At 40.3% G+C, this 19,957-nt stretch carries 25 protein-coding genes; 20 read left to right on the plus strand and 5 right to left on the minus strand.

The genetic code is table 11. From position 1 onward, the window contains the following. Positions 1 to 26: 26 nt before the first annotated feature. From J1C91_RS05540 to mutY, 5 genes are all read left to right on the plus strand, one after another. Complete coding sequence (locus tag J1C91_RS05540; RefSeq protein ID WP_002904528.1) at positions 27 to 698, plus strand: GTP pyrophosphokinase; 672 nt, start codon at positions 27 to 29, stop codon at positions 696 to 698. Next, positions 682 to 1,500 carry an NAD kinase gene (locus tag J1C91_RS05545; RefSeq protein WP_301280219.1) on the plus strand — a complete coding sequence of 273 codons (819 nt, stop codon included), beginning with the start codon at positions 682 to 684 and terminating at the stop codon, positions 1,498 to 1,500. Before J1C91_RS05540 ends, J1C91_RS05545 begins: the two co-directional genes overlap by 17 nt. Next, positions 1,497 to 2,384 (plus strand): RluA family pseudouridine synthase, encoded by an 888-nt coding sequence (locus J1C91_RS05550; protein WP_002909704.1) that lies wholly within the window; start codon positions 1,497 to 1,499, stop codon positions 2,382 to 2,384. Before J1C91_RS05545 ends, J1C91_RS05550 begins: the two co-directional genes overlap by 4 nt. Before the next feature lie 23 nt (positions 2,385 to 2,407). Further along, entirely contained in the window at positions 2,408 to 3,385 is a 978-nt protein-coding gene (pta, locus tag J1C91_RS05555) for a phosphate acetyltransferase (protein WP_002909705.1), read from the plus strand. Positions 3,386 to 3,450: 65 nt separating this feature from the next. After that, complete coding sequence (gene mutY, locus J1C91_RS05560; RefSeq protein ID WP_125438596.1) at positions 3,451 to 4,611, plus strand: A/G-specific adenine glycosylase; 1,161 nt, start codon at positions 3,451 to 3,453, stop codon at positions 4,609 to 4,611. Positions 4,612 to 4,657: 46 nt separating this feature from the next. Here the strand turns inward: mutY and J1C91_RS05565 are convergent, their stop codons facing one another. The 5 genes from J1C91_RS05565 to J1C91_RS05585 all read right to left on the minus strand — a co-directional run bounded on the left by J1C91_RS05565 (position 4,658) and on the right by J1C91_RS05585 (position 8,879). Beyond that, positions 4,658 to 5,005, minus strand: a complete 348-nt coding sequence (locus J1C91_RS05565) for a thiol reductase thioredoxin (RefSeq protein WP_002897535.1) — start codon at positions 5,003 to 5,005, stop codon at positions 4,658 to 4,660. Between the two features lie 124 nt (positions 5,006 to 5,129). Continuing rightward, on the minus strand, positions 5,130 to 6,848 hold the full coding sequence (locus tag J1C91_RS05570) for a phospho-sugar mutase (RefSeq protein ID WP_125438598.1): 1,719 nt from the start codon (positions 6,846 to 6,848) through the stop codon (positions 5,130 to 5,132). A gap of 237 nt (positions 6,849 to 7,085) precedes the next feature. Beyond that, positions 7,086 to 7,649 carry an ECF transporter S component gene (locus J1C91_RS05575; RefSeq protein ID WP_049542268.1) on the minus strand — a complete coding sequence of 188 codons (564 nt, stop codon included), beginning with the start codon at positions 7,647 to 7,649 and terminating at the stop codon, positions 7,086 to 7,088. Then, complete coding sequence (gene coaC / locus J1C91_RS05580) at positions 7,633 to 8,184, minus strand: phosphopantothenoylcysteine decarboxylase (protein WP_009660446.1); 552 nt, start codon at positions 8,182 to 8,184, stop codon at positions 7,633 to 7,635. Before coaC ends, J1C91_RS05575 begins: the two co-directional genes overlap by 17 nt. Before the next feature lie 11 nt (positions 8,185 to 8,195). Further along, entirely contained in the window at positions 8,196 to 8,879 is a 684-nt protein-coding gene (locus J1C91_RS05585) for a phosphopantothenate--cysteine ligase (RefSeq protein WP_009660397.1), read from the minus strand. A gap of 212 nt (positions 8,880 to 9,091) precedes the next feature. On the opposite strand from J1C91_RS05585, the gene J1C91_RS05590 reads away from it, so the two are divergent. The 15 genes from J1C91_RS05590 (at position 9,092) to J1C91_RS05660 (ending at position 19,951) form a co-directional block, all read left to right on the plus strand. Next, entirely contained in the window at positions 9,092 to 10,762 is a 1,671-nt protein-coding gene (locus J1C91_RS05590; RefSeq protein ID WP_009660323.1) for a formate--tetrahydrofolate ligase, read from the plus strand. 71 nt (positions 10,763 to 10,833) lie between these two features. Then, positions 10,834 to 11,367, plus strand: a complete 534-nt coding sequence (locus J1C91_RS05595) for a GNAT family N-acetyltransferase (protein WP_125438600.1) — start codon at positions 10,834 to 10,836, stop codon at positions 11,365 to 11,367. Then, a complete protein-coding gene (locus J1C91_RS05600; protein WP_009660412.1) occupies positions 11,364 to 11,975 on the plus strand; it encodes a DUF5052 family protein in 612 nt (203 codons plus the stop codon). Before J1C91_RS05595 ends, J1C91_RS05600 begins: the two co-directional genes overlap by 4 nt. Before the next feature lie 3 nt (positions 11,976 to 11,978). Next, positions 11,979 to 12,632, plus strand: a complete 654-nt coding sequence (locus J1C91_RS05605) for a DNA alkylation repair protein (RefSeq protein ID WP_009660391.1) — start codon at positions 11,979 to 11,981, stop codon at positions 12,630 to 12,632. Then, positions 12,629 to 13,171, plus strand: a complete 543-nt coding sequence (locus tag J1C91_RS05610; protein WP_125438602.1) for a GNAT family N-acetyltransferase — start codon at positions 12,629 to 12,631, stop codon at positions 13,169 to 13,171. The genes J1C91_RS05605 and J1C91_RS05610 overlap by 4 nt, the downstream gene beginning before the upstream one ends. Positions 13,172 to 13,259: 88 nt before the next feature. Beyond that, a complete protein-coding gene (locus tag J1C91_RS05615; protein WP_125438604.1) occupies positions 13,260 to 13,439 on the plus strand; it encodes a hypothetical protein in 180 nt (59 codons plus the stop codon). A 2-nt stretch (positions 13,440 to 13,441) separates the two neighbouring features. Beyond that, positions 13,442 to 14,395 (plus strand): replication initiator protein A, encoded by a 954-nt coding sequence (locus tag J1C91_RS05620; RefSeq protein ID WP_125438606.1) that lies wholly within the window; start codon positions 13,442 to 13,444, stop codon positions 14,393 to 14,395. Between the two features lie 64 nt (positions 14,396 to 14,459). After that, a complete protein-coding gene (locus J1C91_RS05625) occupies positions 14,460 to 14,774 on the plus strand; it encodes a hypothetical protein (RefSeq protein ID WP_125348537.1) in 315 nt (104 codons plus the stop codon). Then, positions 14,767 to 15,078: a hypothetical protein gene (locus J1C91_RS05630; protein ID WP_125438608.1), complete on the plus strand. Its 312-nt coding sequence runs from the start codon at positions 14,767 to 14,769 to the stop codon at positions 15,076 to 15,078. Before J1C91_RS05625 ends, J1C91_RS05630 begins: the two co-directional genes overlap by 8 nt. Before the next feature lie 317 nt (positions 15,079 to 15,395). Continuing rightward, positions 15,396 to 15,698 (plus strand): hypothetical protein, encoded by a 303-nt coding sequence (locus tag J1C91_RS05635; RefSeq protein ID WP_125438610.1) that lies wholly within the window; start codon positions 15,396 to 15,398, stop codon positions 15,696 to 15,698. Positions 15,699 to 15,717: 19 nt separating this feature from the next. Next, positions 15,718 to 15,945 carry a hypothetical protein gene (locus J1C91_RS05640; RefSeq protein ID WP_002926332.1) on the plus strand — a complete coding sequence of 76 codons (228 nt, stop codon included), beginning with the start codon at positions 15,718 to 15,720 and terminating at the stop codon, positions 15,943 to 15,945. A gap of 16 nt (positions 15,946 to 15,961) precedes the next feature. Next, positions 15,962 to 16,705 carry a type IV secretion system protein gene (locus J1C91_RS05645; protein ID WP_125438612.1) on the plus strand — a complete coding sequence of 248 codons (744 nt, stop codon included), beginning with the start codon at positions 15,962 to 15,964 and terminating at the stop codon, positions 16,703 to 16,705. A 36-nt stretch (positions 16,706 to 16,741) separates the two neighbouring features. After that, positions 16,742 to 17,197: a hypothetical protein gene (locus J1C91_RS05650; protein WP_125438614.1), complete on the plus strand. Its 456-nt coding sequence runs from the start codon at positions 16,742 to 16,744 to the stop codon at positions 17,195 to 17,197. 68 nt (positions 17,198 to 17,265) lie between these two features. After that, the gene (locus tag J1C91_RS05655) at positions 17,266 to 17,661 is read left to right on the plus strand and encodes a hypothetical protein (RefSeq protein ID WP_002926329.1); all 396 of its coding nucleotides are present in this window, start codon (positions 17,266 to 17,268) and stop codon (positions 17,659 to 17,661) included. Further along, the gene (locus J1C91_RS05660) at positions 17,579 to 19,951 is read left to right on the plus strand and encodes a VirB4-like conjugal transfer ATPase, CD1110 family (RefSeq protein WP_125438616.1); all 2,373 of its coding nucleotides are present in this window, start codon (positions 17,579 to 17,581) and stop codon (positions 19,949 to 19,951) included. The genes J1C91_RS05655 and J1C91_RS05660 overlap by 83 nt, the downstream gene beginning before the upstream one ends. The last annotated feature ends 6 nt before the right edge of the window (positions 19,952 to 19,957 follow it).

Raw genomic sequence — 19,957 nt, forward strand, 5'->3', positions numbered from 1 at the left:
AAATAATGATATGACAAGGTAAGTGTATGACAATAGAATGGGAAGAGTTTTTAGACCCCTATATTCAAGCGGTTGGAGAGCTGAAAATTAAGTTGCGTGGAGTGCGAAAGCAATACCGCAAGCAGCAACGTCATTCTCCGATTGAGTTTGTGACCGGACGTGTCAAGCCTATTGAGAGCATTAAAGAAAAGATGATTTTGCGAGGCATTCGCGAGGAGAATATTGAGCAAGAGATGCAGGATATCGCTGGCTTACGGGTCATGGTCCAGTTTGTCGATGATGTTGATGAAGTTTTAGAAGTCCTGCGAAACCGGACTGATATGCGTATTGTCCAGGAACGGGATTACATCAAAAACAAAAAAGCCAGTGGCTATCGGAGTTACCATGTGATTGTAGAATATCCAGTTGATACGATTAATGGTCATAGACTTATTCTGGCTGAGATTCAGATTCGCACCCTTTCGATGAATTTTTGGGCTACGATTGAGCATTCTTTGAATTACAAGTATAAAGGAGAATTTCCCGAGGAAATCAAATGCCGCTTGGAAACGACAGCTAATCTTGCCTATCAGCTGGATGAAGAGATGGGAGAAATCCGTGATGCTATCCAGGAGGCGCAGGCTCTCTTTGATCCTCTTCACCGCAAGTTGAATGACGGTGTGGGAAATAGTGATGATACAGATGAAGAATACAGATAAAAAAATAGCGATTATCCGCAATCGGAAAAGACAGAGCGAACAAGTTTATCAAGATTTGAAGCAGAAGCTGAAACAGAATGGCTTTATTTTAACTCCTAAGAATCCCGACATCGTGATTTCGGTGGGTGGTGATGGCATGCTGCTATCAGCTTTTCATATGTATGAAGAACAGCTGGATCGGGTCCGCTTTGTCGGTGTGCATACAGGGCATCTCGGCTTCTATACGGATTACCGTGATTTTGAATTAGATAAACTGGTAGAAAATCTCAAATTAGACACTGGTGCTCAGGTTTCTTATCCAATTTTAAATGTCAAAATTACTTTTGAAAATGGTGATACACGCACCATTCGTGCTTTGAACGAAGCAACAATCAAGCGTTCAGATCGGACTATGGTAGCTGATGTCATTATCAATCGGGTTCATTTCGAGCGTTTCCGAGGAGATGGGATTTCCGTTTCTACTCCGACAGGCAGTACAGCCTATAACAAATCTCTAGGTGGAGCGGTATTGCATCCGACAATCGAAGCCTTGCAGGTGACAGAGATTGCCAGTCTAAACAATCGGGTTTATCGGACGTTGGGCTCGTCGGTCATTGTTCCTAAAAAGGATAAGATTGAGTTAGTGCCGACCCGCAGTGATTATCACACTATTGCGGTCGATAATCAGACTTTCTCTTTCAAAAACATTGTCCGCATTGAGTATCAGATTGACAATCACAAGATACATTTTGTGGCTTCACCAAGCCATACCAGCTTTTGGAATCGTGTCAGAGACTCCTTTATTGGAGAGTGCAAGGAATGAGGTTTGAGTTTATTGCTGATGAGCATGTCAAGGTAAAGACCTTTTTGAAGCGACACGAAGTTTCCAAAAGCCTCTTGGCAAAGATAAAATTTTCCGGCGGAAACATTCTTGTCAACCATCAGCCTCAGAACGCTATTTATCTCTTGGATATTGGCGATAAAGTGACGATTGATATCCCTTCAGAAAAAGGATTTGAGAGTCTGAAAGCTGTTGATAAGGACTTGTCTGTCGTCTACGAGGATGAGCATTTCTTGGTTTTGGATAAGCCGGCAGGAGTGGCCAGTATTCCCAGTGTTAATCATTCCAATACTATGGCAAACTTTGTTAAGGCTTACTATATTCGTCATGCCTATGAAAACCAGCAGGTGCATATCGTGACACGTCTGGATAAGGATACAAGTGGGCTCATGCTCTTTGCCAAGCATGGCTATGCTCATGCCAGATTGGACAAACAGTTGCAGAAGAAGCTGATAGAAAAGCGCTATTACGCTCTAGTTCGGGGGACTGGTGACTTAGAGGAGCAAGGTGAGATTATTGCTCCGATTGGCCGCAACCCTGAGAGTATCATTACGAGGCGCGTGACAGAGGATGGTAAGTACGCCCATACCAGTTACAAAGTCATAGAGCGATTTGGAGATGTCTATCTGGTGGATATTCATCTGCATACTGGGCGGACTCATCAAATCCGCGTTCATTTTTCACACATTGGCTTTCCGCTTTTGGGTGACGACCTTTATGAAGGAAGTTTGGAACACGGAATAGAGCGTCAGGCTTTACATTGTCATTCTTTGAAATTTTATAATCCTTTTAGTGGTCAGGAAGTTGAGCGTGCCAGTCCTTTGCCAGAAGATTTTAAACAAGTTATTGAGAAATTAAAAGAATAAGAGATAAAGGAGTTTTACGAAACATGAAAATTTTTGACTCAATTCGCGAAGCCTTGAAAGATAAGGAAGTAAAAATTGTCTTGCCAGAGGGTGAAGAGCCACGGATTTTGCAAGCAACTAAACGTTTGGTGAAAGAAACCGATATTACACCAGTTCTTTTGGGGAATCCTGATAAAATCCGTATCTATCTAGAAATTGAGGGAGTAAAAGAAGGATATCAAGTTATTGATCCTTCAAACTGTTCCTGCTTTGAGGAGTTGGTAGAAGCATTCGTTGAGCGCCGTAAAGGGAAAATCACTGCAGATGAAGCACGTCAGTTGCTCAAGGAAGATGTCAACTACTTTGGGGTCATGTTGGTTTATCTTGGTAAGGTTCAAGGGATGGTGTCTGGCGCGATTCACTCCACAGCAGCGACTGTTCGGCCGGCTCTTCAAATCATCAAGACCCTGCCTTGGGTTTCTCGTACATCAGGAGCCTTCCTCATGGTGCGTGATGACGAACGCTACATTTTCAGTGACTGTGCCATTAATATCGATCCAGACGCCAATATTTTGGCGGAGATTGCTGTTAACTCAGCTTTAACAGCACAAATTTTCGGTATCGATCCAAAAGTTGCCATGCTCAGCTATTCGACCAAGGGCTCTGGATTCGGTGAAAAGGTTGATAAGGTAGTGGAAGCGACTAAGCTGGCTCGGGAAATGCGTCCAGACTTGGTTATCGATGGTGAATTGCAGTTTGATGCAGCTTTCGTCCCTGCAACAGCAGAGCTGAAAGCACCTGGCAGCCCTGTGGCCGGTCAAGCAACTGTCTTTGTCTTCCCAAGTATCGAAGCTGGGAATATCAGTTACAAAATGGCAGAGCGTTTAGGTGGCTTTTCAGCGGTAGGACCTATCCTGCAGGGACTTAACCACCCAGTTAATGACCTTTCTCGAGGCTGTAATGCGGATGATGTTTATAAGCTGACTTTGATTACAGCTAGTCAGGCAGTAGGTCATTATTAAACGATAGGAAATGATTGGAGGGCATAAGCTCTCCTATTTTTCTTGCCTTATGCTATACTAGATTTATGTTAGATTTGAAAGAATACGGAATTGAGATGTGGGAGGCAAATAAAATCGCCTCTTTTCGCGAGAAATTATTAACTTGGTATGATGAAAACAAACGTGACCTGCCTTGGCGCAGAACAAATAATCCTTATCATATCTGGGTTTCTGAGATTATGCTGCAGCAGACTCGGGTGGATACGGTGATTCCTTACTATGAGCGCTTTCTTGACTGGTTTCCGACTGTAGCTGATTTAGCTCAGGCGCCAGAGGATAGACTGCTCAAGGCTTGGGAAGGGTTGGGCTATTATTCGCGGGTGCGAAATATGCAAAAAGCGGCCCAGCAGATAATGACGGATTTCGCTGGAAAATTTCCTGATAGCTATGAAGGAATTGCTAGCCTCAAAGGGATTGGACCTTATACAGCTGGTGCCATTGCTAGTATTGCCTTTGGCCTAGCTGAGCCTGCGGTAGATGGCAATGTCATGCGGGTGCTGAGTCGATTGTTTGAAGTTGATTTAGATATTGGTCAACCTAGCAATCGTAAGGTCTTTCAGGCTATGATGGAGATTTTGATTGATCCAGACAGACCTGGAGATTTCAATCAAGCGCTGATGGATTTGGGGGCAGATATCGAAGCTCCTGTTAATCCTCATCCGGAAGACAATCCTGTAAAAGAGTTCAGCGCAGCCTATTTACACGGAACAATGGATAAATATCCAATCAAAGCACCTAAAAAGAAGCCAGTTCCGGTCTATCTGCAAGGCTTGATTATTGAAAACGAACAGGGACAGTTCTTACTTGAAAAGAATGAGGCTGATGGCTTGTTATCAGGTTTTTGGCATTTTCCCTTGATTGAAATCGAGGAATTTCAAACTGAAAATCAGATGTCCCTCTTTGAGGTGGCAGAAAATCAGTCAAGTCTGGATCTGTCTCCTCAAGAAAGCTTTGAGCAGGATTATGATTTGATTGTTGATTGGCAGCAGGAGTCCTTTTCAAAAGTGCAGCATATCTTCAGCCATCGTAAGTGGCATATTCAGCTGGTTTATGGTCGAGTTAAAGATAGCCAGCACGCAGCTGACGGAGAGGTCTTGTGGCTTCATCCAGAAGACTTTGGCAATTACCCCTTTGCCAAACCCCAGCAGAAGATGTGGGAGGCTTTTCAAGATGTTAGAAATAAATAAAAAATCTGAGACTCTATTTGTCTCAGATTTTTGAATTGAATCAATTTTACAAGTTTGCAAAAGCTTTAATTTCATCTGCAGTCATAGAAGAATCACAACGAACAGATACTTGGCCGTCTTGAACATGAACAAAACCAGGAACTGTCGGAATGCTGTATTCAGAGCGGAAGGCTTGCAGTTTCTCTAATTCGCTAGCTTCTTCGCTATTGATAAAGAAAATATACGCCTTGGTATCAGCGACCACGCCAGCAAGAGTAGCAGCGAATTTACGACAGTAAGGGCAAGTTTTGCGACCGACGAAGAAAGTTGCTGTCTCTTTGTCAGCAATTGCTTGACGAGCACGATCAACAGTTGTGACTTCTAAGTCTTTAATATTTTGAGCAAATTGTTCCATAAATAATCCTCATTTCTTTTGATAAAACTAGTATGCCATAAAAAGCAGAAAAATGCTTGATTTGGAAACGAAAAACCAGAGAATGTGAATTTCATTCTCTGGTTGATTGGTTGATAGTGTTATTTTACTTGATAAAGTCATTAATCTCTGCTTCAATAGCAGCAATTTTTGCTTGAGCATCCTCATTGCTATCACCGACAACAGCAATGTAGAACTTGATTTTTGGTTCTGTTCCGGATGGACGGACTGCAATCCATGAACCATCGGCCAAGGTGTATTTCAGCACATCGCTTGGAGGAGTCGTCAGAGCTGTAACAGTACCGTCTGCGGCGGTAGAAGTCTGCGCCTTAAAGTCTTCTGTAACAGAAATAGCAGTAGCGTTGAAATCTTTTGGTCCATTGTCACGGAACTTAGCCATGATAGCCTTGATTTGCTCAGCTCCATCAACACCAGACAAGGTCACAGAGATAGTCTTTTCAGCAAAGTAACCATACTCTTTGTAGATTTCTTCAATACCGTCAGCCAGAGTCAAGCCACGTGAACGGTAGTAGGCAGCAAGCTCAGCAACAACCAAAACAGCTTGGATAGCGTCTTTATCACGTACAAAAGGTTTAATCAGATAGCCGAAGCTTTCTTCAAATCCCATCATGTAGGTGTGGTTGTGCTTTTCTTCGAATTCTTGAATCTTTTCAGCGATAAATTTGAAACCAGTCAAGACATTGAACATGGTTGCGCCATAACTTTCAGCAATCTTAGTCACCAGGTCAGTAGAAACGATAGACTTGCAGAGAGCAGCGTTAGCTGGCAGAGTTCCAGCACTCTTATGAGCTTCCAAGATGTACTTAGCCATGATGGCTCCGATTTGGTTACCAGAAAGGTTGAGGTAGCTTCCGTCTTTTTGCAGAACTTCTACACCGACACGGTCAGCATCTGGGTCAGTTGCGACCAAGACATCTGCACCAACCTTACGGCCTAATTCCTCAGCTAAAGCAAAGGCTGCTTGGCTTTCAGGGTTTGGAGACTTAACAGTAGAGAAGTCAGGGTCAGCTACTGCTTGAGCTTCAACAACTTCAACAGAATCAAATCCAGCTTGAGCCAAAGCTCGACGGGCCAGCATTTCACCAGTACCGTGCAGTGGAGTATAGACAATCTTCATGTCCTTACCGTATTCATCAATCAGTTTTTGGTTGATATTGACATCTTTAACTTCCTTGAGGTATTCAGCATCAATAGCATCGCCAATCACTTCAATCAAACCAGAAGCTTTTTCAGCTTCAACGTCAGCGACCTCAATAGCAAAAGGATTTTCAATCGCACGGATGTAGTCAGTCAATGCATCTGCATCATGCGGAGGCATTTGTCCGCCGTCTTCACCATATACTTTATAGCCGTTGAATGGAGCAGGGTTGTGGCTGGCTGTAATCATGATACCAGCAAAAGTTCCTAAATGACGTACCGCAAATGAAAGTTCTGGAGTTGGGCGCAGACTTTCAAAGACATAGGACTTGATGTCGTGCTTAGCTAAAACAGCAGCAGATTCAAAGGCAAATTCTGGTGAAAAATGACGGGAGTCGTAAGCAATCGCAACACCGCGTTTTTTGAACTCATCACCTTTTTCTTCAATCAAGCGAGCCAAACCTTCGGTTGCCTGACGGACAACATAAATATTAATACGGTTGGTACCAGCGCCAATCAAACCACGCATACCAGCAGTACCAAACTCAAGATTGGTGTAAAAGGCATCTTCCTTAGTTTTTTCGTCCATACTATTCAAGTCTTCGCGAAGATAGTCAGGAAGTTCAGCATAATCAAGCCATTTTTTGAAGTTATCTTGATAAGTCATAGGTTGAGTCTCCTTTATTTTTGAAATGAAGAGTGGAAAATTTTAGTAAAAAATCCTGCTCTTAAATTTTCTTAATCGCTTTCATTGTAGCATATTTTCATTAATTTTGAAAGAGGTTACCTAGAAAACGATGAAATACTTTTCAAGGCATTGTTTCAAGGATTTCAGAATGGTATAGCGAAAATGCTGGATTAAAAAAGACCAAAGCATTGCTTGGTCCAGAAAACTAAATCATCATCATTTTTGCGCTTTTTCAAGTGCAGGGATGATAGTTGCTGTCAAAACCGCAGAAATGATTAACTCGGCAATGGAATTTGCTGATAGAATCACAGCCAGAAGTGCTTTGATATCACCTTGGTATACATTTGCAAAGAGAAAGAAGATACCGCCCAAGACGAAGATGGTATTAGTGGCAGAACCAACGGAGCCTGCTAGAATCAAGCCGGCTTTATTTTTCATTGCTTTATATACGAAATAAGGAGTGATACCGATGAGAATGCGAGGCACCATTGCAACAAGAAGCGAAGAAAGGCTTCCATTTGGTACAAAAGGACTAAAGAGATAGCTGGTTGGCAGCAGCACCAAGGTATTGGTAACAACGCTGATACATCCCATGAGGCCACCTAGAACAGCTCCGACTTTAGGGCCATAGAGGATACTGGCGATAATCACTGGAATGTGAATAATCGTAGGTTTAATCGGTACTGGAAGTAAGTTGAAAATGACTGAGCTGAGCAGGTGCAGTACCAACATAATGGCAAAGAAAATAGCAATTTGAGCAATTTTAGATTGTTTTTTCATAAATAAGTTCCTTTACTGTATCAATAATTGTATCAATTTCAGCTAGAGCACCTGTCCCCTGATCGCCACAGGCTAGAACAGCTTCGCGCGGTTGGATAATCTTCCATCCAAAAAGCTGCAGATGCTCCAAATTGTGCTGGGTTAGTGGATTTTCAAACATCTTAGTGTTCATAGCTGGAGCCAAAACTTTCTTGGTATGAGGCGGCAGAGCCAGAGCAGTAGCAGTCACCATATTATCAGCTAAACCGTTGGCTAGTTTAGCGATGGAATTGGCTGTTGCAGGCGCAAGCAGAAAGAGGTCAGACTCTTTAGCGATATCAATGTGATTGACCTTGCTAGGGTCAGGTTCTTGCATAATATCAATGGCAACTGGTCTTTGTGACAAGACCTGCAGGGTCAGCGGTGTGATAAATTCTGTTGCAGCATCTGTCATGAGGACAGCAACTTCAAAATTCTCTTTCTTTAGACGGCTAGTGATGTCAGCAGCCTTGTAAGCTGATATGCTGCCGCTGACGGCTAAGGTAATCTGTGTCATCATTTACCTCCTTATGGACTATGGATATGCAGGTAGAGGAGCTGAGCAATTTCTTCTTTGGATTGAGCTTGAGTCACAGTTTCTTTTCCGACAAGATAGGCTTTGTGCTCCTTACTAGAAATCTCTGTCAAATCATTGGCGACAATGATTTCTGCCTGATTTTTTATGAGAGTTGCTCTTGCGGTCTTGAATAACTCTTCCTTAGAAACATCAACCAAGAGTTTGAAGCCAATCAAGCGAATATCTGGCTTCCATTTTTTTACCAGACTGATGATTTTCGGAGTCTTTTTGAGAAAAAGGACTTGAACATCATCCTGAGAAGAAATCTTACTTTCTGAGTTAGTCTTATTCAGAAATTCAGTCATGTCAGAGCTAGCTGCTACAGCTTCCAAACCAGTCATGTAGACGGGTGTGTAGTCTGAGACAGCCATTGCATGAATCAATGCATCATGTGTGTGAACGAGCGGCTCCAAGTTTTCAAGCAGTTCTGCAACATTTTCAATCTGGATAATGGTAAGATTGGGGTGAGCAGCAGGGAGAACAGCCGTGGGAGTCGTCACCAGAGTCACCTGATCGCCCTTGTCTAGGAAAGTTTCAGTTATGATTTTGCCAAGCCAGCCTGTCGAATGATTGGTAATAGAGCGGACACGGTCGATTTTCTCGCTGGTCCCGCCAGAAGTAATCAATATGTTCATAGCACTATTTTACAAGAAAAAAGAAATTTAGTAAAATAATTCTAATTGCAGAGTGTCACAGCGGAAAAATTTCTCTAAAATCTTATATTTCAGAGGACAGGAATTTCTAATTTTTTGTTTTTCCCGAACATTAAAATATTTTTAGAGCTTAATCATGTTGATTTTGCTCTTTTTTGTTATAATCTTTATATTAATTGACAGAGGAGTTCTTGATGAAAACAGATATTGAAATTGCTCAAAGTGTTGAATTGCAGCCTATTGTGGATGTGGTGAAAAAAGTCGACATCGACTATGACGACTTAGAACTATATGGTAAGTATAAGGCTAAGCTTAGCTTTAATAAAATTCGTGAGGTTGAAAAAAATCCTGTTGGTAAACTGATTTTGGTAACGGCAATCAATCCGACACCTGCTGGAGAAGGAAAGTCTACCATTACCATTGGACTAGCAGATGCGCTCAATAAAATTGGCAAGAAAACTATGATTGCTATCCGGGAACCATCTCTAGGGCCTGTGATGGGTATAAAAGGAGGCGCAGCTGGTGGTGGTCACGCGCAGGTTCTACCGATGGAAGACATTAACTTGCATTTTACTGGTGATATGCATGCCATCACGACAGCCAATAATGCCCTGTCAGCTCTTATCGATAATCATCTTCATCAGGGAAATGCACTGGGAATCGATCAACGCCGCATTATCTGGAAGCGGGTGGTTGACCTAAATGACCGAGCTCTTCGCCATGTGACCGTTGGCTTAGGAAGTCCAGTTAATGGTATTCCGCGAGAAGATGGTTTTGACATTACGGTTGCATCTGAAATTATGGCGATTCTTTGCCTAGCTACGGATATTGAAGATTTGAAAAAGCGCTTGGCTAACATTGTCATCGGTTATCGCTATGACCGCTCACCAGTCTATGTTCGTGACCTTGAGGTAGAAGGAGCCTTGGCTTTAGTCTTGAAAGATGCGATTAAGCCAAATCTAGTTCAGACTATTTACGGGACACCAGCCTTTGTTCATGGCGGTCCTTTTGCCAATATCGCCCACGGATGTAATTCTGTCTTAGCGACTAGTACAGCGCTGCGCTTGGCTGATTATACGGTGACTGAAGCAGGGTTTGGTGCGGACCTTGGTGCTGAGAAATTCTTAGATATTAAAACTCCAAACTTACCGACTTCTCCAGATGCAGTCGTAATCGTTGCAACCTTGCGCGCCCTCAAGATGAATGGTGGAGTAGCTAAGGATGCACTTACAGAAGAGAATATTGAGGCGGTACGAGCTGGCTTTGCCAATCTCAAACGTCACGTTGAAAATATCCGCAAGTTCGGTATCCCAGTAGTAGTGGCCATCAATGAATTTGTATCTGACACGGAAGCTGAAATTGCTGCTCTTAAGGAACTTTGTGCAGAAATTAAGGTACCCGTTGAGCTTGCTAGTGTATGGGCTGATGGCGCTCAAGGTGGTGTAGCTCTAGCTGAAACTGTTGTCAAAACTATTGACGAAAAACCAGCGCATTACACTCGCCTCTATGACAATGACCTCTCTATTGAAGAAAAAATAGAGAAAATTGTCACAGAAATCTATCGTGGTTCAAAGGTGAACTTTGAGAAAAAAGCGCAGACTCAGATTAGCGAAATTGTCAAAAACGGTTGGGACAAGCTGCCAATCTGCATGGCCAAAACACAGTATAGTTTTTCAGACAATCCTGCTGCTCTGGGTGCGCCAGAAAACTTTGAAATCACCATTCGTGAATTGGTTCCAAAACTTGGAGCAGGCTTTATTGTGGCTTTGACAGGAGATGTCATGACCATGCCAGGATTGCCAAAACGTCCTGCAGCACTCAATATGGATGTGGCGACAGATGGCACAGCGATTGGTCTATTTTGATCTTGGTTTAAAAGGCTCTTTACGAGCTTTTTTTGGTATAATAATGAAAATATGAAGAATATGGACTGATTATGGATATCCGATTAGCTAAGCCATCAGATGCGAGATCTTTGTTAGATATATACGCGCCTTATGTAGAAAATACAGCCATTACTTTTGAATATGAAGTTCCGACTATTGAGGTTTTTGCAACTAGGATTGAGAGAACATTGGGAAAATATCCTTATTTGGTAGCTGAAGAAGATGGTGCTATCTTAGGTTATGCCTACGCTTCAACTTATTATGCGCGTGCAGCCTATGATTGGGCGGTGGAATTATCCGTCTATGTCAGTCAAGATGCTAGAGGAAAAGGAGTCGGCAGTAAGCTTTATGATGAACTTGAAGACCTGTTAGATCAGATGGGATATATGCATTTTCTAGCCTGTATTTCTCTGCCTAACGAAGATAGCATTGCTTTTCATACTAAGCGAGGCTATCAGCAGGTGGCGCATTTCCCTAAAATTGGCTATAAATTTAACCGTTGGCATGACATTGTTTGGCTGCAAAAGTCCTTAGACAAGCAAGCTGGATCAATTAAATTTTTAAAAGAAATGGAGTGGAAATGATGAAAAAGAAACATTTATTAATAATTCTTCTAAGTATTGCCCTTTTGATTTTGAGCGGCTGTCAGGCCGTTGAAAATTGGTTTAAAAATGCCAAAGAGGAATGGATTGGTTTAGAGATGACGGTTCGCACCTATGATGAGAATTCCCAACTCATAGACCAGATGTCGGGCAAGTCCCTATCCATCTCGCGTAACGAGGAGTTTGATTCAGTTGATGCGGAAGGAAATTCCAAGGAAGATTCTTCTGTGCTCAAAATCACCTTGGGTAAGTATGAGATTGACCATGTGGGCTCTTCCTTAATTGCAGAAGAAAAAGGCTTGAAAGATGTCTTTGCTCAATATCAAAAGACTGCAGATGTTGAGGAGAATAGCCATTCTGTCCCTGTTTTAAATCGAATGATTTCAGCTTTTAAAAACGACTTTACCGGAAAGAAAAAGGTTATTCTGATTCGCTCTCAAAACGGAACTCCGCTGGCTGCCTATGCTGGAGACCGTGTCTCTCTTGATAAGTCAGATGCTCCTAAAACCTCTGAATTGCTGATTGACGGCAAGCGCCTCGTGATTTACCGCTGTGACTACACTATTTATGACCGTGAATTGCTGGAGTAAACTATGGATGTAGAGGAATTAGAAAAAGAGTTAAAAGCTGTAGCTAACCCAGATGATGCGGTGGCTATGAAAGCCTATATGAAAAATAAATTTGAGTTTCTAGGAGTCAAGACTCCGGCCAGACGGAAGCTCACAAAGGCTTTTTTCAAACAGCAGACTGACTCCGTTATTGACTGGGATTTTATAAATGAAACTTGGAGTAATTCTTATCGAGAATTACAGTATGCTGCGCTAGATTATCTGGAAAGTCGCAAGAAACTATTGACTCCATCTGACTTGCCACGTTTGAAGAAGCTGGCTCAAACAAAATCTTGGTGGGATACCATAGACTTTTTGGACCGCTTGGTCGGATCAATCATTGCTCGATTCCCAGAAACCAAAGAGATTATTTTAGCTTGGAGTTGTGATGAGGATATCTGGCTGCGGCGCTTGGCCATTGACCATCAACTACTGCGAAAAGAGGAAACTGATACTGAACTGTTAGAAAAGATTTTAGTGAATAATTTAGGTAAATCAGAATTCTTCATTAACAAGGTTATCGGCTGGGCGCTGAGAGATTATTCTAAAACCAATCCAGACTGGGTCAGAGATTTCATAGAACGGCATCAGACAAAAATGGCTGCGCTTAGTATTCGAGAGGGAAGTAAGTATTTATGAAACATGTTTATTTAAAATATCTGGAAGAGAAGGATTACTCAGTTTGGCTGGAAGGATTTTCAAATAGACTACCATCCCAATCACCGTTTGATGACGGGCTTTTAGATATGACAATTTGTACAGAAAGTTGGTTTGCGGATTTGGTGGCAAAGCACCGCGATTTTCGAGAAAAAGATCAGCAGTATATTTGGGGAATTTACGATGCAAAAAGCGGAAAACATGTAGGTATGGTTAATTTATTTGTGCTAGCTAGAGACGATTTCCAATGGGCGGAAATAGGTTATACGATACATAATCAATTTTGGCGTCAGGGCTACGCCAGAGCTATGTTAGAAGAACTCAAGAAAGTTAGTCGCGAACTAGGATTTCATCGTTTAGAAGCACATGTTGATCTACAGAACATCCCTTCGCAAAAATTACTAGAGCAAGCTGATTTCTATCTTGAAGGAGTACGGAAACAATTCCAAAAAGAAGGGCAGGAGTGGAAGGATAGACAAGTTTTTGTTTATATTTTAGATTGTAAGTGTCTAGAGTTTTGAGAAAGTGAAAAATTGAATAAGAAATTGAAGAGGAAATGAGAAATCATTTCCTCGTTTTTTGTTGTTCAAAGAAAAGGAGCATTTGCTTATGAATAAAAAAGGACATCCTAAACAAAGACAATCCAGAAATATGGTGATTATGGAATGTATGGAATTAACTGGCTGGTCACGGGCGAAAGTAGTGGCTTCTCTCAAGGAGCTAGAAGCTGCAAACCTAATTAAATTTCCGACTTCAGGCGGAGTGATGCTTCGAGAGGAGGCGCTGTAATAATGGTTGATAACGGAAGAATATCCCTAGCTCAAGGTCTAGGAAGTGAAAGTTTTTATCAATTACCTAAAGTGATGATTGGTTCAAAATATTACAGCAAGTTAAAATCAGAAGCTAAAATGATGTTTATGTTGCTCAGGGATCGTATGGGAGCTTCAATTGAGAATGCAAGAAAAGGTGATATGCGTTTTGTTGATGATAATAAAGATGTTTTTATCTATTATCCTATCGAGGAGCTGGTTGAGGATCTTGGTTGGAAACGTGACAAAGTAATGTCACTCAAAAAACAGCTTATCAAGTATGACCTTATTGATGAGGTCCGGCAAGGTTTGAAGAAGGCTAACCGGATCTACGTTAAGAACGTTGAAACTCGTATAGAACTTCTGAATATGGATTTTGAACAGAAAAAACAGTCTGAAAAGCCAGTAAAATCGCCTGAAGTCGGAAAAACCGACTTCAAGAAGTCGGAAAAATCGACTTCAAGAGGTCGGAAAAATCGACTTCAAGAAGTCGGGAAATCCGACTCAAGTAAGAATAAATCTAGTGAGATTAAACATAGTGAGAATAAAGATAATATTGATAGTTCTAGAAAAGCTGGGGCTGATAGTCCATCTATTCAAAAACAATCTGAGGAGAAATATATCCAGCCAGAATATTATTCTTTGCTGCAGGTGATTGCTGATAAATATAATGGCAAGTTTGAGCAGTATGATACAAACTTATATAAAATCCGAGAATATAAATTAACGCATCATCAGAAAATGCTTATAGGACAGTATCTTGAAGATGGTTATGTAACTAGTAATGAAGTCCTAGATATTATCGAACGTATGCCTTTTGATGTAGAGCAGCCTCTAGCTTATCTACTGAAATGCCTAGAGAACCTCAAGGAAGAACGCAGACTAGAAGCTAAAATAACAGCTCATAGAAACGCTGAACTGAGGTATGGAGGGTGAGGATATAGACAAAGAACAATCTGTCCTCAAATTGTGAGCTATCAAGCGAAGGAAGGAGATAGAGATGAATAGCAACGAAAACAAAAAAGAAAAAGGTTTTAGCCTATCAGATCTCGCAGTATTTTTATTGATTCCCTGGCTGCTTACCATGCTAATCCTAGTATTTTTCATCTCGTTAGGTAGCTTGTTCTGGATAATTTGGAATACGTTGGCTTTGTTTACTGAAATACCAGTAACACCGAAACAAAATTTCTTACCATTCGTGATAGTTGAAAATTTTGAAAATATATACATTTTCATTGCGGTTAGTTTCTATTCTTTCATTTTAGGTCTTGTCTGGGTAATCAAAAATATGAGAAACAAGGTGCATCATGATTAAAATATTTAATTTTTTTCATAAGAGATTAGACTATGTCATTGGCTTTACAGCTGGCCCAGCTTTGTTTGCTACTGTTTTATATTCTGTGAAGAATGCTAAAGTAGCTCTCGTAATAGCTTTGGTCATATTACTTGTTGTTGGAATTGCTTTTATTACGATGCCAGCAAATACCCCAGAGGAAAAGCAAAAAAGAAAAGAATGTGTGGAATCTGCAACTTTTATAATCATTTCATTTGTTGTTGCAGCTACAGTATACAACCTTATGACCAATGGCTTTCAAATAATATCTGATCAGTTGTATTGATTAAATCTTTTTTCGTAGATTTTAATACTTGACCTAAGTAAGTCTCTAAACTGCTTCTAGTTCCTTGAAAATTGAATACCCCCGCTGTCCTGATTAGCGTGACCTAGGCATAAAAGAGAAATAGGGGCGGCGAGTAACTAGAAAAGGATATCTAGTGTCGGTCACATGACGCAAAGCCACGGTTGACTTGTCCCGTAAGGCGAAGGAGTTTTTGGGGTTTACCAGACTAAAATAACCCTGCGTAAGAAATACGGAAGGCAGTTACGCACTGTCTCGGCAAGCTGTAAATCAGCAACTTTTCAGAAGGGGGATTAACCATGACTGAAAAAAATGATATAAAGTCAGTTACCATCTCTGACCTAAAAAAGATGGGCAAATACGGCGGAGCAACTGCTCGACTGGAATCAGGAGAGGAAATTGCTCTTGGTGCAAAATTTGCTACACAACGTCGTTTTGGTATCATTGCTGGTCAGGTACAAGAAGTGGATGTGGTTTTACCCTACACTGCTAAACTGCTTAGTCAGATCCGAACTATCAAGGTTGGACCAGTATTGGTCGCTAGGAAATTAAAACAACGTAAAACCTCCCTACAGCTGACAGGGCAGGGCTATAAGAAATAATACAAGGAGAAAAATAGATATGGATATCGCTACAAAAATTATTGGAGCTCTTGGAGTGCTAGGTGTTGCTAGAGGAGCCATGGGAGCTTGGAATGGCTGGGAAGAGTACTCGGCTGGGAAAAGAATTGGAAATGATCAGAAGATTGAACAAGGCTGGGCTGGTATGCTTTATGGAGCTGCTACTGCAGCTCTATCAACAGGAATTGCAGCAGGTATTGTTGCACTTTTGAATACGATTACTTGGTAACATTGGAGGGTGTTAAATGGACACAACAACTTTAACACAAAACCTCACTCAGTATAGTCCAAAAGTTAATGAAATGGCTACTTTGATTAATCAATCATCTAAAAAGGTTGCTTTAATTATTATTGGTATCATGTTTTTACTTGAGATAGACTCTTGGTATAGAACCTTGAAAGATCAGGGAGGCGGTTTGACAGGAGAAATGTGGTTGGAGGTTGCTTTTAAATACCTCGTAGCTCTTTTCCTAGTTAACTATTCTGCTGAAATTTTTGATTTTATTGTTAATTTAGTCATTGCATCTGTCAAGACGATAAATGGTCTAGTAAAACCAGAAGAATTTAAATCGAAGGTGACTGCCGATGGTGTTAATGGTTGGATGGAAAAAGGATTTATTAATATTGGCGGATCTATTATAGACTCGATTGCTGGAATTAGCATTAACATTATTTTGTTTTTACGGGCTTTTCAGATGTATGTGCTCAAAGCTATCGCCCCTATTTTGATGGCTTTCTGGATGGCGGATGCAACAAGAGAAATTTCAAAAGGTTTTATAAAAGAGTTTGCAGCTGCTGCTTTCCAAGGGTTGTTGCTCTTTTTAGTTTCATCAATTTATGTTGGGATTGTAGCTGATGACCTTTTCAAAGTTGATACAGGAAAGGGTGGTTGGGATACAGCGTTTGCTTCTTTGGCAAAAGGCGTAGTTTACATTTTTGTCATTTGGCAGACTCAAAGACAGGCTAAAAAACTAATGGCGACTAGTTAGATATTATGCTATAATATTTAAAAAAGGAGTAGAGCTATGGCAACAGAATTAGAACAAGCTATCCAACACCTCAATAAGGCACTTGAAAATGCTCCTGAATCAGAAAAAACATTGTTTTTTGAACAGAATTTTCAAAATGATTCTGATGTGAAAAAACAGAAGCCTTCTAAAGCAGGAAAACGAAGTATTTTATCAATGTTAAAATCTGTTTTGTCTTGGATTGGGCTTGCAATCATGAAAATTTTTCTGTGGCTTTTGATGGCTCCCTTCTTTCTACTTACTCTGGTTAAAAATTGGTTTTTATTGGTTTTATTTTTCTTGATTGCTTGGAATATAATTCTTATTTTCTATAGGCATTTTTCGGGAGTTGAATGGATTCCCGGTCAGAGTACTGTGGATCTTAGCTCAAAAACAGTTGAGATCGTTGTCTATCTGTCAGCTGCAATTTCTCTAATTGCAACATATCTAGAATATTCAGGAAAAATTGATTAAGTTACTGTATCGACTATTGAGCACTTTACATGTTAAAGTGTTTTTTTGATGACTGAGAGAGGAAAAAAATGAATGAATTAGAAGATGAAATTGGCTCTATCTTCCTAGAAAGGTATGATGATTACGAGCCAATTTTTTTATTTGGTAGAACAAAACGGCAACTTATATTATCAGGAGGCTGTTTTTTAAGTATTGTGCTGGGAGCGCTCCTCTATTGGCTACAGTTTCCAGACTTTTTTGTCTGGATGGTTATAGGAGTTATAGCAGGTCCCACTTTCATTTATGGAACAAGAAAGGAAATTGAAATTAAGGAAAGGTTACGATTCCGATTAACTAATCAGGAGAGAGCCTATTTAGTAAGTGAGGAGAGAGGAAAAAAATATGATTTTACCCAAGAAAAATCCGTTAGAGAAGCTTTCAGCACCTCTGAAAGCTCGTCAACAACGGCTGAAAAAGGAATATAAAAAAACTCCATCGGTTCAAAATTCAATTTACTTCAAATATCAATTTGAAAATGGAATTATGAATATTGAAGGTAACCGCTGGTCTCAGACATACAGTTTAGGTGACTTCCCCTATAACACAGCTAGTCAGAGTAATAAGTTAGGAGTTATTGATAGCTACGGAGAAGGTCTAAATTCTTTGGATGCTGGTGATGCTTTCCAGCTTCTAGTCCTAAATCGTCGAGTAGATAACGAAACAATAAAGCAAGTACTTTACGAACCAGAAAAAGATAAATTTGATGTTTACCGCGAGGAGTATAATGACATCATTCAAGAGCGATTTTCGGTTGATGAAAAGAACTTTAAAGTTGAAAAATATGTAACTCTGACCACAGAAGCATATGATCAACATTTAGCTTCTAATCAATTGTGGGATTTAGGACAATCTGTAGAAAATGCTTTCCAGGAAATGGAGATTAGTTTTGATAAGCTTAATGGTATTGAACGTCTAGAAATTTTTAATTACTTGCTTCGTTATTCTCCTTATCTTCCATTCGATTATAAAGACATTGCTCTATCTGGTCTAAAGTCTAAAGATTTTATATCTCCTAATCGCATTGTTTTCTCAGAAGATTTTATTCGTTTGGATGATAAATTTGCAAAAGTCCTTTACGTTCGTCAGTATCCAGAATTTTTAAGTGATCGTATGATTAAATCTATTTGTGATACAGGTGTCGAGTTTGCGCTGACAATCCATGCTGAGGCTCAAGAACCGGATAAGGTAGCTAAAGAAATTGCGAACCAACAGTCTTTAGCAAACCGGCAACGTCTAAAAGATCAGCGAGAAGCATTTAAAAATGGCATTGATGGCTCATTAGGAGAATCTCAAAAAGCCGTAGAAACTAGTCAGACCACTGAAAAATGGAAAAGGATAACCACATCTGGAGGCCAAAAAGTATTTCAAGGGGTTATAGCCGTATTTTATACAGCAGACACAAAAGAAGAGTTACAACTTCATACTGATAAAATCAAAGCAGCTGGTCGAAAGGTTGGTGTGATTTTTGATGATTGCTATTATTATCAAGAAGAGGCCTTGAATACGATTTTACCAATCGGCAGGGCTTTTCTTGATGTCAAAAAGGACTTTATGCGCCCTTTCACGACGGCCAACGTAGCAACACAGATTCCTTTTACGAATGTGGATCTACAGAGTGAGAGTCCCAGAGCCTTGTATTATGGTCAGAATCAGTTGTCTAATAATCTGATTACTCTGGACCGAAAACGGGACTTAAATGCTGCGAATGGCCTTATTGTCGGCTCAACTGGTTCAGGAAAAGGGATGACTACGAAAACAGAAGAGGTTATTCCAACATTACTTAAATATTTAGAGGATAGAACAATGGTAGTTGATCCTGAGGATGAATACTCTGGTATTGCTGAGATTTTTGGAGGGCAGGTTATCAATCTATCTCCAAAATCGAGCAGTCACTTTAATTTATTAGATTTGCCTAAAACTGATCAAGTTCTTTATGATAATGAGGATCAGGAGATTGATTTAATAGCAGATAAAGCTAATCTTTTGATGGCCTTATTTGATTCTATTATGAAGGAGGTGACAGATGATCACACAGCTATTATTGATAAAGTTACACGATTAGTTTATAAACGTTATGAAGAGCCTACCTTAGTTGAATGGCAGGAGATTTTGGAAGAACAACCTGAGGCTGCAGCTAAAGAATTGGCTGTTAGATCAGAAATATATACTCGAGGTAGTTTGAATCTTTTTGCTCACAAAACAAACGTAGATATTGACAACCGTTTTGTAGTATTTAATTTGAAAGGATTGAGTAAGAAGCTTAAATCTTTTGCTCTTTTAGTTTTGCAAGATTTTATTTGGCAGCAAGTTTTACATTACCAAGGGAAACAAACTATTTGGCTCTATTGGGACGAATTACATTGGACCTTTAGAAGTCAAACTGATGCTACTTTCTTTGCCGAACTATGGGCTAGAATTCGGAAATATGGAGCCATTGTAACAGGTATTACTCAAAATCCTGGAACAATTCTAGCTTGGGAAGAGGGACGAAATTTAATGTCTAATACAGAATTTTTTATCTTGCTTCGTATGAAACCGCAAGATATAGAGAAATTATCTGATGTGACGGAAATACCAGAAGCAATGCAACGATACATTCAGCGCCCCAAACAAAAAGGAAGCGGACTAATCATAGCTGGGGATACCATCGTACCGTTCCAGAATCCAATCCCTAAAAATACAAAACTATATAAACTAGCACAAACAGATGCTTAACAGAAA

Origin of the sequence: Streptococcus sanguinis, from assembly GCF_050222175.1 — a bacterium.
Classification (GTDB): domain Bacteria; phylum Bacillota; class Bacilli; order Lactobacillales; family Streptococcaceae; genus Streptococcus; species Streptococcus sanguinis_M.

Excerpts from the sequence above, each read along its gene's own strand:
- J1C91_RS05540 (WP_002904528.1), top strand. The coding sequence starts at position 27 with ATGACAATAGAATGGGAAGAGTTTTTAGACCCCTATATTCAAGCGGTT.
- J1C91_RS05545 (WP_301280219.1), top strand. The coding sequence starts at position 682 with ATGAAGAATACAGATAAAAAAATAGCGATTATCCGCAATCGGAAAAGA.
- J1C91_RS05550 (WP_002909704.1), top strand. The coding sequence starts at position 1,497 with ATGAGGTTTGAGTTTATTGCTGATGAGCATGTCAAGGTAAAGACCTTT.
- pta (WP_002909705.1), top strand. The coding sequence starts at position 2,408 with ATGAAAATTTTTGACTCAATTCGCGAAGCCTTGAAAGATAAGGAAGTA.
- mutY (WP_125438596.1), top strand. The coding sequence starts at position 3,451 with ATGTTAGATTTGAAAGAATACGGAATTGAGATGTGGGAGGCAAATAAA.
- J1C91_RS05565 (WP_002897535.1), bottom strand. The coding sequence starts at position 5,005 with ATGGAACAATTTGCTCAAAATATTAAAGACTTAGAAGTCACAACTGTT.
- J1C91_RS05570 (WP_125438598.1), bottom strand. The coding sequence starts at position 6,848 with ATGACTTATCAAGATAACTTCAAAAAATGGCTTGATTATGCTGAACTT.
- J1C91_RS05575 (WP_049542268.1), bottom strand. The coding sequence starts at position 7,649 with ATGAAAAAACAATCTAAAATTGCTCAAATTGCTATTTTCTTTGCCATT.
- coaC (WP_009660446.1), bottom strand. The coding sequence starts at position 8,184 with ATGACACAGATTACCTTAGCCGTCAGCGGCAGCATATCAGCTTACAAG.
- J1C91_RS05585 (WP_009660397.1), bottom strand. The coding sequence starts at position 8,879 with ATGAACATATTGATTACTTCTGGCGGGACCAGCGAGAAAATCGACCGT.
- J1C91_RS05590 (WP_009660323.1), top strand. The coding sequence starts at position 9,092 with ATGAAAACAGATATTGAAATTGCTCAAAGTGTTGAATTGCAGCCTATT.
- J1C91_RS05595 (WP_125438600.1), top strand. The coding sequence starts at position 10,834 with ATGGATATCCGATTAGCTAAGCCATCAGATGCGAGATCTTTGTTAGAT.
- J1C91_RS05600 (WP_009660412.1), top strand. The coding sequence starts at position 11,364 with ATGATGAAAAAGAAACATTTATTAATAATTCTTCTAAGTATTGCCCTT.
- J1C91_RS05605 (WP_009660391.1), top strand. The coding sequence starts at position 11,979 with ATGGATGTAGAGGAATTAGAAAAAGAGTTAAAAGCTGTAGCTAACCCA.
- J1C91_RS05610 (WP_125438602.1), top strand. The coding sequence starts at position 12,629 with ATGAAACATGTTTATTTAAAATATCTGGAAGAGAAGGATTACTCAGTT.
- J1C91_RS05615 (WP_125438604.1), top strand. The coding sequence starts at position 13,260 with ATGAATAAAAAAGGACATCCTAAACAAAGACAATCCAGAAATATGGTG.
- J1C91_RS05620 (WP_125438606.1), top strand. The coding sequence starts at position 13,442 with ATGGTTGATAACGGAAGAATATCCCTAGCTCAAGGTCTAGGAAGTGAA.
- J1C91_RS05625 (WP_125348537.1), top strand. The coding sequence starts at position 14,460 with ATGAATAGCAACGAAAACAAAAAAGAAAAAGGTTTTAGCCTATCAGAT.
- J1C91_RS05630 (WP_125438608.1), top strand. The coding sequence starts at position 14,767 with ATGATTAAAATATTTAATTTTTTTCATAAGAGATTAGACTATGTCATT.
- J1C91_RS05635 (WP_125438610.1), top strand. The coding sequence starts at position 15,396 with ATGACTGAAAAAAATGATATAAAGTCAGTTACCATCTCTGACCTAAAA.
- J1C91_RS05640 (WP_002926332.1), top strand. The coding sequence starts at position 15,718 with ATGGATATCGCTACAAAAATTATTGGAGCTCTTGGAGTGCTAGGTGTT.
- J1C91_RS05645 (WP_125438612.1), top strand. The coding sequence starts at position 15,962 with ATGGACACAACAACTTTAACACAAAACCTCACTCAGTATAGTCCAAAA.
- J1C91_RS05650 (WP_125438614.1), top strand. The coding sequence starts at position 16,742 with ATGGCAACAGAATTAGAACAAGCTATCCAACACCTCAATAAGGCACTT.
- J1C91_RS05655 (WP_002926329.1), top strand. The coding sequence starts at position 17,266 with ATGAATGAATTAGAAGATGAAATTGGCTCTATCTTCCTAGAAAGGTAT.
- J1C91_RS05660 (WP_125438616.1), top strand. The coding sequence starts at position 17,579 with ATGATTTTACCCAAGAAAAATCCGTTAGAGAAGCTTTCAGCACCTCTG.